Raw genomic sequence first — 12685 nt, 5'->3', positions numbered from 1 at the left:
AAAAGGAACAAGTGGCCAGCGTAGCCGCTGCTCAGTCGCTGGGCAATCCAAGGCTGCGCAGATGAGCAATCAGGCGCTCCTGCAATTGACTGAGGTGGGGCAGGTTCAGCTGATGCCGCGACGCGACTTTGCAAGCATGGCCCAACAGGTAGCTGATTTCGGTGCGGCGCTGATTCGCGACGTCCTGGTACATCGAGGAGAAATTGGCCGCGGTAGCCTTGATTACCCGTTCGACTTCCTCCCGGAGGTTTTGTGCCGCTGCCGGTTGGCCGCAGCGCTCCAGCAGCTCGGTGAGCTCGGCGCACAGGGTGGCGACTTCGCAATGATGTTGCTGCAAACCGCCGTTGCGGCATTCGTGCAGCACGGTCAGCGGGTTGATCGCACAATTGAGCGCCAGTTTTCGCCACAGCCTTGTGAGGATATCGGTGCTCCACTCGTGGGGAATGCCGGCGGCGCTCAAGTCCTCCAGCCAGATCGGCGCTACCGGATGGCCCGCATCGCCCAGCCAGGTGTAGCCGTGACCGGCGAACACCACACGCCAGTCGCCATCGCGAAACGCGCCTTCGGTGCTGGAGGCGAAGATGCAGCGCGCCTGAGGCACCTGCGCGGCAACCGCGTCCTGACTGCCGAGGCCGTTCTGCAGCAGGATCAGTTCGGCGTCGGGTGTCAGCCGGTGGGCGAGACGGGCCACGGCTGTTACGGCGTCGTAGGCTTTGCAGGCCACTAGCAGACGGCTGATGGGCTCGTCGCTGTCGGCTGTTTCGCCGGGTACCGGATACAGCTGCGCTTCGCCATGTTCGACCAGCGTCAAACCGCCAGCCGTCCGATAGGCCTGTAAGCGTGTCGCGTCCCGCACGATCAGCCTGACCGGCACGTCAGCCCGCGCCAGACGTGTGGCCCAAAGGGTGCCGAGGCTGCCGGCGCCCAGAATATGCCAAGGGGTAGACATCAGCTTTTTGCTCGGTTTGACGCTGGCATGTGAGGCTCGCAGTATCGGTTGGAAAAGACCCGTTATAATGAGCCCGATTTTAACCGCAAGCCAAGCGCGCTCCATCGTTATCGAGCGCGCCTTTTATTGGAGAGATTACATGCCGTCGTTCGACGTGGTATCCGAACTGGACAAACACGAAGTCACCAACGCGGTCGAGAACGCCGTCAAGGAACTCGATCGTCGTTATGACCTGAAAGGCAAAGGCACCTTCGAGTTCAAGGAAAAGGACCTGACCGTCAACCTGACCGCGGAAGCCGATTTCCAGCTCGAAGCGATGATCGAGATCCTCAAGCTGGCCCTGGTCAAGCGCAAGATCGACGTGCAGTGCCTTGAAGTCAAGGATGCCTACGCGTCGGGCAAGTTGATGAAGCAGGAAGCGGTCCTCAAGGAAGGCATCGACAAAGAGCTGGCGAAGAAAATCGTCGCTCACGTCAAAGACGCCAAGCTCAAGGTCCAGGCCGCCATTCAGGGCGAGCAAGTGCGCATCACCGGCAAGAAGCGTGATGACTTGCAAGAAGCAATTGCCGCACTGCGCGCCAAATCCTTCGATTTGCCGCTACAGTTCAATAACTTCCGCGACTGACTTTTCAAGCGGGAACCTCTCGGCGTTTTCGACGTCCGAGGCCCAAGCAACGGCAGAAACGATTGAATCCTTCATGGGTTCGGTCTTTCTGCCGCTCATTTTTTGCGTGCCGGGTAGCCGGAAATCAGGAGAAAAAAGATGGATTTGAATGCTGAAGTGGACAACCTGGTCAAGGAATCCCAAGCCTGGATTCCGATGATCATGGAATACGGCAGTCGTGTGCTGTTGGCGGTGATTACCCTGGCCATCGGTTGGTGGCTGATCAACAAGGTGGCGCAAAAACTCGGCGGCCTGCTGGCGTTGCGTAATGCCGACCTGGCGTTGCAAGGTTTCATCAGCAACCTGGCGAACATCATTCTCAAGGTTCTGCTGATCGTTAGCGTGGCGTCGATGATCGGCGTGGAAACCACCTCGTTCGTCGCAGCGATCGGTGCTGCTGGCCTGGCGATCGGTCTGGCGTTGCAGGGCAGCCTGGCGAACTTCGCTGGCGGCGTGCTGATTCTGTTGTTCCGTCCGTTCCGCATCGGCGACTGGATCGAAGCTCAAGGTGTTGCGGGTACTGTTGATAGCATCCAGATCTTCCACACCGTACTGCGTACCGGCGATAACAAAACCATCATCGTGCCTAACGGCAATCTGTCGAACGGCATCATTACCAATACCAACCGTCAGCCGACCCGCAAGGTGATATTCGATGTCGGCGTGGCTTACGAGGCGGACTTGCAGAAGGCCCGTGAAGTGTTGCTGGACCTGGCAAAAGATGAGCGCGTTTTGGCTGACCCGGCACCTCAGGCAGTGATTTCTACTCTGGGCGACAGTTCGATTACTGTTTCCCTTCGAGTGTGGGTGAAGACGGCGGATTATTGGGATGTGATGTTCATGTTCAACGAACAGTCCCGTGATCGTTTGAAAACGGCCGGTATCGATATTCCGTTTCCACAGCGGGTGATTCGAGTGGTTCAGGAATCTGCGGTGCAGTAAGCAACAAAAAAGGCCCATCCGAAGATGGGCCTTTTTGTTTGTTACCGCAAACTAACTGGATGCGATTACAAAATCGACAGCGGGTAGTCGACGATCACACGGAACTCTTTCACGTCGCCTTCACCTTCGTCGGCGTTAGCAAAGTGCCAAGCTTGACGGAAGCGGACGGACAGATCTTTTGCCGGGCCAGACTGAACAACGTACTTGGCTTCGAAGTTGGTTTCGTTGTGCTTGCCATCTTCACCGTACAGGCCGGCGTAAGCGCTACCTGCTGGAGTTTTGGTACCGTCGATGTCCCAACCTTTCACATAACGGGTCATGAAGCTCAGACCAGGAACGCCGTACTCAGCCATTTTCAGATCGTAACGGATCTGGGCAGACTTCTCGCCAGGGGCGTTGAAGTCAGAGTACTGGATGGAGTTGGCGAGGAAGATCGAGTCGCCGCCGCGGTTGTTCTTGCCAATACCGACGTAGTCGAACGGGGTATCGCCATTAACCTTTTGGAAGGCCAGGGTGATGGTGTGTGCTTTCAGGAACGACAGAGCAGTGGCCAGCGAGAATGCTGTGTTGCTGATGTCACCGGCTTTCGCGTCACCGGTGTCGGTGGTGCGGTAGATGTTGAAGTCGGTGTTCAGCGACGTGTCACCACCAAATGGAGTGGTGAGGTTCACGTTGGCGTAGTACTGGTTCCAGATGTCTTCCAGCTTGGCGCCATACAGCGATGCGGAAAGGTTATCGGTAATGCCGTACTTGCCACCGAAATAGTCGATGCTGTTGGCTTCAACGCCGGCGTAGTTTGCAAACAGACCGCCGTCACGGGCGTTTTTGTCCTGGCTGGAACCCGAGTAGAAGTGACCGGCTTCGAGGTCAAGGTCTTTGACTTCGCTGCTCTGCAGTTGGAAACCGCTGGCAACTTGAGGAAGGATACGGGAACCGCCAACAGCAAACACTGGAGCAGTGCTTGGCGACATGTCGCCGAATTTCAGCTCGGTTTTGGAGACGCGGAATTTAATGGCCCCCCCGGCTTTACCCTGGCTGTCGTTGACGTTGCGGCCACCGTTGGCGTTGACGGTGTCGCTACGGCTCATGTTGCCCGAACCGGAAGTGCCATCGCCGCCATCCAGTTTGATGGCCAGGTAACCGAATGCATCAACGCCAACGCCAACAGTACCCTGGGTGTAACCGGAGTTGAAGGTGCCCCAAAGACCTTGGGTCCAGTCTTTAACGTCGCGGGCGCCATCTTTGTTGTCACGGTTGAAGTAATAGTTGCGAATCAGCAAGTCGAACTTGGCGTCTTCAACAAAACCTTTGGCTTCAGCCTGGTCACTTACGAAAGGTGCGGCCGTAGCCATTTGGGTACTGGCTGCTGCTGCAACTGCCAGTGCGATCATGCTCCACTTCATCACGCGCATCGTGATTTGCTCCTTTGGTTTTTAGAAGAGTACTGCCGTCCCGCCTGTTTTATTATCCGGGCGGCTCTTTCTTTTTGTGTCGGCGCAAACTTATATCACGCCGACCATGTTGGCGATACTTGCGCATCTAACCTTTCAGCTTCTTTACGACCCTGTCGCAAATGGCTTGGTAGATGTCGCAAATTCACAATCCCGACGCAATCGGACTGACAACTTCAACGTTGTTTTCCATGGCTTGAGCGTCGGTAAAAAAGAGTCCCTTGTCCTGCACTTGAATCTCCATCGGGCAACCCTGCCGCTGTTTTTATTGGCCTTAAGGCTTCCACTTCCAGCGGAGCGCTTATAGACGATACGGGTGTGAATGCAACAAGCGTGCACAAATCGGAATTCTGTTGCTGTTTTTTTCCAAAGGCCTGCCTGTTGCTGTAAAAACCTCATAAAACCGGGGGGTTCAAGCTTGTTTTGCCTGAGCTTGACGCCATGCTTCGCATCGTGTTTACCACATCGATCCAGTGGGGGCGACAACCAAAAACGTTACCGGTTCACCCCGCCAGTGAGTAGTTAGCGGATGCTGACGCACTGAGCGTAGACGCGTTGTGCGGTTTTGGTGCAAAAAATTTCAATTGTTGTATCGAATTCACACGGTGTCGCTTTGTCGTGGATTCGAACGGCCCGTCGTTTATCGGTCATTTCGGCATTTTTTGTGCGGTGGCTGGTTCTGTCATGGTGCATACCGGATCAAAATGGCTCATGTCGGGGCGCCCGTAGGGTGCAGCAGGTGGCAGTTCGTCGTGAAGCGTGTGGCGTTCGCAGGTATGCTGCCGTCCTGTCGCTTGGTGCGCCGTCTTTCGCAGGGGGGCGCTAAGCTGAAAAAAGATCACCAGAGGGGAGTGTGCGCTGTGTTCGCTTTAGATCCACGACTTCAACAAGACACGTTGCCTATCGGCGATTTCCCGCTCTGTCGGTTGCTGTTGTCCAATGATTCGAACTACCCGTGGTTCATCCTCGTGCCCCGCCGCGAGGATATCAGTGAGATATTTCAATTAGATGTCGCAGATCAACAGCAGCTGTGGCAGGAAACCACCGCACTGGCGGAAATGCTCAAGGACTCGTTCGATGCGGACAAGTTGAACGTCGCGGCCCTGGGTAATGTCGTCAGCCAGTTGCACATGCATGTGATTGTGCGCAAGCGTGAGGACGCCGCCTGGCCAGCTCCGGTCTGGGGCAAGCAGCCGGCCAAACCCTACAGTCCAGAGCAGATCGCGGCGATTCGTGAGCGGCTGCGTCTGGTGTTGACCGATGACTTCACGTTTCTGGAGGGCTGAAACATGAGCCTGGAAGAACGCGTTACCGATCTGGAAAGCCAGTTGGCGTTTCAGGATGACACCATCCAGGCATTGAGTGATGTGCTGGCGGCGCAGCAGCGGATGGTAGAGCGCTTGCAATTGCAAATGGCTGCGTTGCTCAAGCGGCAGGAGGAGATGGCCGGTCAGTTCGAGTCCTTCGAAGAAGAGGCGCCACCGCCGCATTACTGAGCCACATTAGTGAAGAAGAGGCCATAAAAAAACCGCGAACAGCCTGGGCTGTTCGCGGTTTTTTTTAGCCTTGGAATCAGCGACGCGGCAGGGCGGCGATCACATCTTCGGCTTGCAGGCCTTTGTCACGGTTCATGACAGAGAACTCCACGCGCTGGCCTTCGACCAGAACACGGTGGCCTTCACCGCGAATTGCCCGGAAGTGCACGAAAATATCATCGCCGGAATCACGGGAAATAAAGCCGAAGCCTTTGGAGGTGTTGAACCATTTAACGGTGCCAGTATCGCGGTTGCTCATGTCATAGCTTGGCGAGGCGGCGGCCGGTGAAGATTTGTAGAAGCTGACGGCCAGGTGCAAAAAAATGGCGATCAGGGCAACGACCAGACTGAACAGAACGGCAGGTTGACCGGCGATGACAGGCATCGGGGCGAACAATGTCAGTGTTTGCAATACCACAGCCAGAACCAGCAAGGCGCTGACCAGGTTTTGCAGTTGATGACGTGGGCCTTTGTTCCAGTAAGGGATAACAGGTGCAAGGGTGAGGTTGAGCAGGCCGAAAAAGGCCAGGTACAGCGCATCGGGTTGTTGCAGGTAAGGTAGCGCTTCGGATCGCAGGCTAGGGATGAAGGACAGCAGCAAGGCTGCTGCGCCCATTAGCAGGTGGACGATTTTCAACATTTTGATTAACTCACGTTAAGACGGATCACAAGGAAGAGCTGATGGAGCACGGTTCGCTTCGGAACAATAAGAGGCGTTGGACACGTTCCCGCTATCAGCCTATGCGCAGCCCCCGGAAAATAGGCGGTAGCGACACACTGCCTATTTAACAGCAAAGCCCGCAGCTACTCAAATCAGGCAGTCCAGCGGTACTCCTGCTGGCCGCTGTGTGCATGACGCTTGCTGAGTATTATTTGCCTGCTGTGTTTCTCGCGTCTTTTTGCCGTTCCGCTGAAAGACATTGCGTCAGTTTTCGTAGGAAATCGTCCGGCCTAGGACGAGCTCCATGATCTCCCCTCAGTTGTTGGCTTATCCTACGTCGATGGTCATAAAGTCATCTAGATATCCCTGTGCGCCTGCGCTTTTATAAGCAAACGGAATATGACTCTTATAAGCAGCAAGGATGGCAAAGGAGTGTCAACGCTATGGTTTATCAAGACAGGCGAAGCGAGGGGAGGGTCGGTCCACTCAAGGAAGTAAGGATTGATTCATTTGTCAGCGAATTCGATATGGGCCTGGCCCAGCCATTATCCCGGTCAGTGCGCTTGAACGGCTTTGCGACCTGTTTGCGGCTGGAGCAGGTTTATTGGGATATTTTGGGTGATATGGCCAAGGTCAATTGCTGCTCGGTCAGTGCACTGTTGTCCCACGTGGATCGCGAAGTGCATCTGCGCCACGGCGGGGTGAAGAACTTCACCGGGCTGGTGCGGGTTGTCTGCGTCGTGCACAGCCTGAAGGAAGGAAGTTGCCCCGTCATGGCTTGACGATGGCGGTTGATCGGGTCGAGTGTCGGTCTGTGCAGTCTTACGGCTGCACAGGCTGCATTTAATGGATATAATCCCGCCCTTTGCCGCAAAGCCCAGCATGCGCGGTAGCAATCTGATCGCCGAGACAACCCCCATGCCGATGTACGACTATCAATGTGCTTCCTGTGGTCATCAGTTGGAAGCCATTCAAAAGATCAGCGCAGCACCGCTGGTCGACTGCCCTGCCTGCCAGGCGCCAGAGCTTAAAAAGATGCTGTCCATGCCGGGCTTCCGCCTCAGCGGCACCGGCTGGTACGAAACCGACTTCAAGACCGGTTCCAAGAAAAATCTGGCCGGTGGCGACAAAGCTGACTAGGGTCTAGCGCCCGGGCTGAATGACACGCGCGAGTTCTTGCATCATCTGGCACCTGATTCAAGTGCGGGGGTGCGGCAAGACCTCCAACCGAATTTCGAATTACGAGAAGCGAAACCACTACCATGATGCGCAGCCATTATTGCGGCCAACTGAACGAAAGCCTGGAAGGCCAGGAAATTACCCTTTGCGGATGGGTCCATCGTCGTCGTGACCACGGTGGGGTGATTTTCCTCGATATCCGTGATCGTGACGGTCTGGCCCAGGTGGTGTTCGACCCGGACCGCGCTGAATCCTTCGCCGCCGCCGATCGCGTGCGCAGCGAATACGTGGTCAAGATCACCGGCAAGGTGCGCCTGCGTCCGGCCGGTGCCACCAACGCCAACATGGCGTCGGGCATGATCGAAGTGCTGGGCTACGAGCTGGAAGTATTGAACGAAGCGGAAACCCCGCCGTTCCCGCTGAACGAGTTCTCCGATGTCGGCGAAGAAACCCGCCTGCGTTATCGCTTCCTCGACCTGCGTCGCCCGGAAATGCTCGAGAAGCTGCGTCTGCGTTCGCGCATGACCACCAGCATCCGTCGCTTCCTGGACGAGAACGGCTTCCTCGATGTCGAGACGCCGATTCTGACCCGCGCCACGCCAGAAGGCGCTCGCGACTACCTGGTGCCGAGCCGTACTCACGCAGGTAGCTTCTTCGCCTTGCCGCAATCGCCACAGCTGTTCAAGCAGCTGCTGATGGTCGCCGGCTTCGACCGTTACTACCAGATCGCCAAGTGCTTCCGCGACGAAGATCTGCGCGCCGACCGTCAGCCGGAATTCACCCAGATCGACATCGAGACCAGCTTCCTCGATGAAAAAGAGATCATGGGCATCACCGAACAAATGATTCGCAACCTGTTCAAGGAAGTGCTGGACCTGGAGTTCGGCGACTTCCCGCACATGACCTTCGAAGAGGCCATGCGTCGTTACGGTTCCGACAAGCCGGACCTGCGTAACCCGCTGGAACTGGTTGACGTTGCCGATCAACTGAAAGAAGTCGACTTCAAGGTGTTCAGCGGCCCTGCCAACGACCCGAAATGCCGCGTTGCCGCTCTGCGCGTTCCAGGCGCGGCAAGCATGCCGCGCAGCAAGATCGACGACTACACCAAGTTCGTCGGCATCTACGGTGCCAAGGGCCTGGCGTACATCAAGGTCAACGAGCGCGCCAAAGGCGTTGAAGGTCTGCAATCGCCAATCGTCAAGAACATCCCTGAGGCTAACCTGAACGTGATCCTCGATCGCGTCGGTGCAGTTGATGGCGATATCGTGTTCTTCGGCGCTGATAAATCGAAGATCGTCAGCGAAGCCTTGGGCGCGCTGCGGATCAAGGTTGGTCACGATCTGAACCTGCTGACCTGCGAGTGGGCACCGATGTGGGTCGTCGACTTCCCGATGTTCGAAGAGAACGACGACGGCAGCTTCACCGCGTTGCACCACCCGTTCACCGCGCCGAAGTGCACGCCGCAAGAACTGGAAGCCAACCCGGCAACCGCGCTGTCCCGTGCCTACGACATGGTCCTGAACGGCACCGAACTGGGTGGCGGTTCGATCCGTATCCACCGCAAGGAAATGCAACAGTCGGTGTTCCGCCTGCTGGGTATCAGCGAAGCGGAACAGGAAGAGAAGTTCGGCTTCCTGCTCGACGCCCTGAAATATGGCGCGCCGCCGCACGGTGGTCTGGCCTTCGGTCTGGACCGTCTGGTGATGCTGATGACCGGCGCCCAGTCGATCCGTGAAGTGATCGCCTTCCCGAAAACCCAGAGCGCTGCCTGCGTCATGACTCAGGCACCGGGGCTGGTGGATGCCAAGGCATTGCGCGAACTGCACATTCGTCTGCGCGAAACGCCTAAAGCTGAGTAAGGCTGGCCAGAAGGGCGCATCTTCGGATGCGCCCTTTCTTTATACAATGGTCGAGATTTTTATTTGCTGGCCGGCGCATCATGGCGTGGCGGGCAATGTTTCAAAGATAATTCGGAGCGAGTTATGGCGGGTCATTCCAAGTGGGCGAACATCAAGCACCGCAAAGAACGTCAGGATGCCAAGAAGGGCAAGATTTTCACCAAGTGGATTCGTGAACTGACGGTTGCTGCTCGTCAGGGCGGCGGTGATCCAGGCTCCAACCCGCGCTTGCGTCTGGCGCTGGATAAAGCGCTGGGTGCGAACATGAGTCGCGACATCATCGATCGCGCAGTGGCCCGCGGTGCCGGTGCTGCCGATACCGACGACATGGTCGAACTGACCTATGAAGGTTACGGTCCGGGCGGTGTGGCGGTGATGGTCGAATGCATGACCGACAACCGCAACCGTACTGCAGCGGCTGTTCGCCATGCGTTCAGCAAGTGTGGCGGCAACCTCGGCACCGATGGTTCGGTGGCCTACCTGTTCGAGCGCAAGGGGCAGATTTCCTTCGCGCCAGGCGTGGATGAGGATGCGCTGATGGAAGCGGCCATGGAGGCCGACGCCGATGACGTGGTGACCCACGAAGACGGTTCTATCGACGTGTTCACCTCGTTCGCCGGCTTCTATTCCGTGCGCAACGCTTTGGAGGCTGCAGGCTTCAAGGGCGATGACGCAGAAATCGTCATGCTGCCGACCACCAGTGCCGAACTGGACCTGGAAGGCGCCGAGAAGGTTCTGAAGCTGATCGATATGCTCGAAGACCTGGATGACGTGCAAAATGTGTATTCCAACGCGGACATCCCGGAGTCGGTGGCCGCACAGCTCGGTTGATGCATTTATAAAAGATCGCAGCCCTTGCCAGGCCCTACGCTAAACCCGTAGGAGCTGCCGAAGGCTGCGATCTTTTGACTTTAAGATCGAAAATCAAAAGATCGCAGCCTTCGGCAGCTCCTACACAGTTATCCTCAAGCCACCGCGATCTCTTTCTGCAGGCGTTATGACTTTAATTCTTGGTATCGACCCCGGTTCGCGTATCACCGGTTATGGCGTGGTACGTGATACCGGGCGTGGCTGCGTGTACGTGGCGTCGGGCTGCATTCGCACGGGCTCCGGCGAGCTGCACGAGCGCCTGCAAATCGTCTACCGGGGCGTGCGCGAAGTGATCCAGACCTACGGCCCGGTGACCATGGGCATCGAAAAAGTCTTCATGGCCCGCAATGCCGACTCCGCCCTCAAGCTCGGTCAGGCCCGCGGCGCTGCCATCGTGGCCGGTGCCGAGGAAAGCCTGGAAATCGCCGAATACACCGCGACCCAAGTCAAACAGGCGGTGACCGGCACCGGCGCGGCGAATAAGGAGCAGGTGCAGATGATGGTCATGCACATGCTGAAATTGACCAGCAAGCCGCAAATCGATGCCTCGGATGCCCTGGCCATCGCGATTTGCCACGCTCACACCCGTTCCAGCCTGTTGCCTCATGGTCTGGGCACAGCACGCAGTCGTGGCGGGCGCCTGCGTCTCTGATAGCATCAGCAATCATTTTTATGGAATGAGGGTTTTGCGCCTGTGTTGTCGGCGCAAAACCCTTGTTCTGTCAGTCGCCAGCACTGATCTGGCCAAGGCTCAAGGATCTGAAACGTGATTGGACGCTTGCGCGGCACTTTGGCTGAGAAACAGCCGCCGCACCTGATTCTGGATGTAAACGGTCTGGGGTATGAGCTGGAAGTGCCCATGACAACGCTTTATCGCTTGCCGTCGGTCGGTGAACCACTGACCTTGCACACCCATTTGGTCGTACGCGAAGACGCGCAGTTACTCTATGGCTTCTTTGGCAAGCGCGAGCGAGACTTTTTTCGCGAGCTGATCCGTCTCAATGGTGTGGGGCCGAAACTGGCGCTGGCCTTGATGTCGAGCCTGGAGGTCGACGAGCTGGTTCGTTGCGTGCAGTCCCAGGACACTTCGGCCCTGACCAAGGTGCCTGGCGTTGGCAAGAAGACGGCCGAGCGGTTGTTGGTGGAACTCAAGGATCGCTTCAAGGCGTGGGAAACCGTGCCGGCGATGTTTGCGTTGGTGCCAAACCAGCCGGGTGGGCCAGATGCGCCAGCTCCAGTCGCCACCGCCGAAAATGACGCGGTCAGCGCGCTGATTTCCCTGGGCTACAAGCCGCAGGAAGCCAGCAAGGCAATTTCTGCGATCAAGGAGAAAGGTTTGAGCAGTGAAGACTTGATTCGTCGTGCCCTGAAGGGAATGATCTAAGTGATTGAAGCTGATCGTCTGATCGCTGCCACGGGTGATCCCCGTGACCGCGAGGAAGTCCAGGACCGGGCGATTCGTCCCGTCAGCCTGGCCGAGTACATTGGCCAGCCAACCGTTCGCGAGCAAATGGAGTTGTTCATCCAGGCCGCGCGTGGGCGCAATGAATCCCTGGACCACACGCTGATTTTCGGCCCGCCGGGGCTGGGTAAAACCACCCTGGCCAACATCATTGCCCAGGAAATGGGCGTGTCGATCAAAAGCACCTCGGGGCCGGTTCTTGAGCGTCCAGGTGATTTGGCAGCGTTGCTGACCAACCTTGAACCCCATGACGTGCTGTTCATCGACGAGATCCATCGGTTGTCGCCGATCGTCGAAGAAGTGCTGTACCCGGCGATGGAAGATTTCCAGCTCGACATCATGATCGGCGAAGGGCCGGCCGCGCGCTCGATCAAACTCGATCTGCCGCCGTTCACCCTGGTCGGCGCAACCACCCGGGCCGGCATGCTGACCAACCCGTTGCGCGACCGTTTCGGGATCGTTCAGCGTCTGGAGTTCTACAACACCGCCGACCTGGCAACGATTGTCAGCCGTTCGGCGAACATTCTCGGTTTGCCGCTGGACCCGGAAGGCGCCTTCGAAATCGCCCGCCGTGCCCGTGGCACGCCGCGGATCGCCAACCGCTTGCTGCGACGAGTAAGGGATTTCGCCGAGGTTCGCGCCAAAGGCCACATCACCAAGCCGATCGCCGACCTGGCGCTGAACCTGCTGGATGTCGACGAGCGTGGCTTCGATCACCAGGATCGACGCCTGCTGCTGACCATGATCGAGAAGTTCGACGGTGGGCCGGTGGGGGTGGACAGTCTGGCGGCGGCGATCAGCGAAGAGCGTCACACCATTGAAGACGTGCTGGAGCCGTATTTGATCCAGCAGGGCTATATCATGCGCACTCCGCGGGGGCGGGTGGTCACTCGACATGCGTACCTGCACTTCGGTTTAAACATCCCGTCACGATTAGGCGAGATGCCCGTGGTAGACGAGTTCCTCGATGCCGTGGACGATTAGTAACCTTTGCGCGCTGATTTATTCGGGGTTTGTGCTGTCCCAGGACCGTACTTTCACCAGAAAGCCGCGAATCAATGAAAAACAGTTGCC

14 protein-coding genes are annotated in these 12685 nt (G+C 57.3%); 11 read left to right on the top strand and 3 right to left on the bottom strand.

Annotated features, from left to right (window positions below):
• Positions 1-31: 31 nt before the first annotated feature.
• The gene (locus ACZ9IM_RS10570; RefSeq protein WP_427622902.1) at positions 32-949 is read right to left on the bottom strand and encodes a putative 2-dehydropantoate 2-reductase; all 918 of its coding nucleotides are present in this window, start codon (positions 947-949) and stop codon (positions 32-34) included.
• A 139-nt stretch (positions 950-1088) separates the two neighbouring features.
• Here ACZ9IM_RS10570 and ACZ9IM_RS10565 point away from each other — a divergent pair, with 139 nt between their 5' ends.
• Both ACZ9IM_RS10565 and ACZ9IM_RS10560 read left to right on the top strand, forming a co-directional pair.
• Positions 1089-1574 carry a YajQ family cyclic di-GMP-binding protein gene (locus ACZ9IM_RS10565; RefSeq protein ID WP_476223846.1) on the top strand — a complete coding sequence of 162 codons (486 nt, stop codon included), beginning with the start codon at positions 1089-1091 and terminating at the stop codon, positions 1572-1574.
• Between the two features lie 138 nt (positions 1575-1712).
• A complete protein-coding gene (locus ACZ9IM_RS10560; RefSeq protein ID WP_427622901.1) occupies positions 1713-2555 on the top strand; it encodes a mechanosensitive ion channel family protein in 843 nt (280 codons plus the stop codon).
• A 65-nt stretch (positions 2556-2620) separates the two neighbouring features.
• On the opposite strand, the gene ACZ9IM_RS10555 is transcribed toward ACZ9IM_RS10560, so the two are convergent.
• The gene (locus ACZ9IM_RS10555) at positions 2621-3967 is read right to left on the bottom strand and encodes an OprD family porin (protein ID WP_427622900.1); all 1347 of its coding nucleotides are present in this window, start codon (positions 3965-3967) and stop codon (positions 2621-2623) included.
• Positions 3968-4866: 899 nt separating this feature from the next.
• On the opposite strand from ACZ9IM_RS10555, the gene ACZ9IM_RS10550 reads away from it, so the two are divergent.
• Positions 4867-5292, top strand: coding sequence for an HIT family protein (locus ACZ9IM_RS10550; RefSeq protein ID WP_123495507.1), 426 nt, complete (start codon positions 4867-4869; stop codon positions 5290-5292).
• A 3-nt stretch (positions 5293-5295) separates the two neighbouring features.
• Positions 5296-5502, top strand: a complete 207-nt coding sequence (locus ACZ9IM_RS10545) for a SlyX family protein (RefSeq protein WP_427622899.1) — start codon at positions 5296-5298, stop codon at positions 5500-5502.
• Between the two features lie 76 nt (positions 5503-5578).
• Here ACZ9IM_RS10545 and ACZ9IM_RS10540 read toward each other — a convergent pair whose 3' ends face one another.
• Positions 5579-6181 (bottom strand): cold shock domain-containing protein membrane protein, encoded by a 603-nt coding sequence (locus ACZ9IM_RS10540; protein WP_427622898.1) that lies wholly within the window; start codon positions 6179-6181, stop codon positions 5579-5581.
• A gap of 464 nt (positions 6182-6645) precedes the next feature.
• On the opposite strand from ACZ9IM_RS10540, the gene ACZ9IM_RS10535 reads away from it, so the two are divergent.
• The 7 genes from ACZ9IM_RS10535 (at position 6646) to ruvB (ending at position 12595) form a co-directional block, all read left to right on the top strand.
• Positions 6646-6984: a ribbon-helix-helix domain-containing protein gene (locus ACZ9IM_RS10535; protein WP_476223845.1), complete on the top strand. Its 339-nt coding sequence runs from the start codon at positions 6646-6648 to the stop codon at positions 6982-6984.
• A 136-nt stretch (positions 6985-7120) separates the two neighbouring features.
• Positions 7121-7342: an FmdB family zinc ribbon protein gene (locus tag ACZ9IM_RS10530; protein ID WP_010457489.1), complete on the top strand. Its 222-nt coding sequence runs from the start codon at positions 7121-7123 to the stop codon at positions 7340-7342.
• 122 nt (positions 7343-7464) lie between these two features.
• Positions 7465-9240: an aspartate--tRNA ligase gene (gene aspS / locus ACZ9IM_RS10525; protein ID WP_008072428.1), complete on the top strand. Its 1776-nt coding sequence runs from the start codon at positions 7465-7467 to the stop codon at positions 9238-9240.
• A 123-nt stretch (positions 9241-9363) separates the two neighbouring features.
• Positions 9364-10110, top strand: a complete 747-nt coding sequence (locus tag ACZ9IM_RS10520) for a YebC/PmpR family DNA-binding transcriptional regulator (RefSeq protein WP_008072427.1) — start codon at positions 9364-9366, stop codon at positions 10108-10110.
• A gap of 166 nt (positions 10111-10276) precedes the next feature.
• Positions 10277-10801 carry a crossover junction endodeoxyribonuclease RuvC gene (gene ruvC, locus ACZ9IM_RS10515; protein ID WP_008147379.1) on the top strand — a complete coding sequence of 175 codons (525 nt, stop codon included), beginning with the start codon at positions 10277-10279 and terminating at the stop codon, positions 10799-10801.
• A gap of 114 nt (positions 10802-10915) precedes the next feature.
• Positions 10916-11533: a Holliday junction branch migration protein RuvA gene (ruvA, locus tag ACZ9IM_RS10510; RefSeq protein WP_059182263.1), complete on the top strand. Its 618-nt coding sequence runs from the start codon at positions 10916-10918 to the stop codon at positions 11531-11533.
• Positions 11534-12595, top strand: coding sequence for a Holliday junction branch migration DNA helicase RuvB (ruvB, locus tag ACZ9IM_RS10505; protein ID WP_476223844.1), 1062 nt, complete (start codon positions 11534-11536; stop codon positions 12593-12595).
• The last annotated feature ends 90 nt before the right edge of the window (positions 12596-12685 follow it).

It is taken from the genome of Pseudomonas sp. TE12508 (assembly GCF_056279485.1).
The sequence above is the reverse complement of the archived record's forward strand: the minus strand, read 5'-3'. Positions and strand labels throughout refer to the sequence as shown.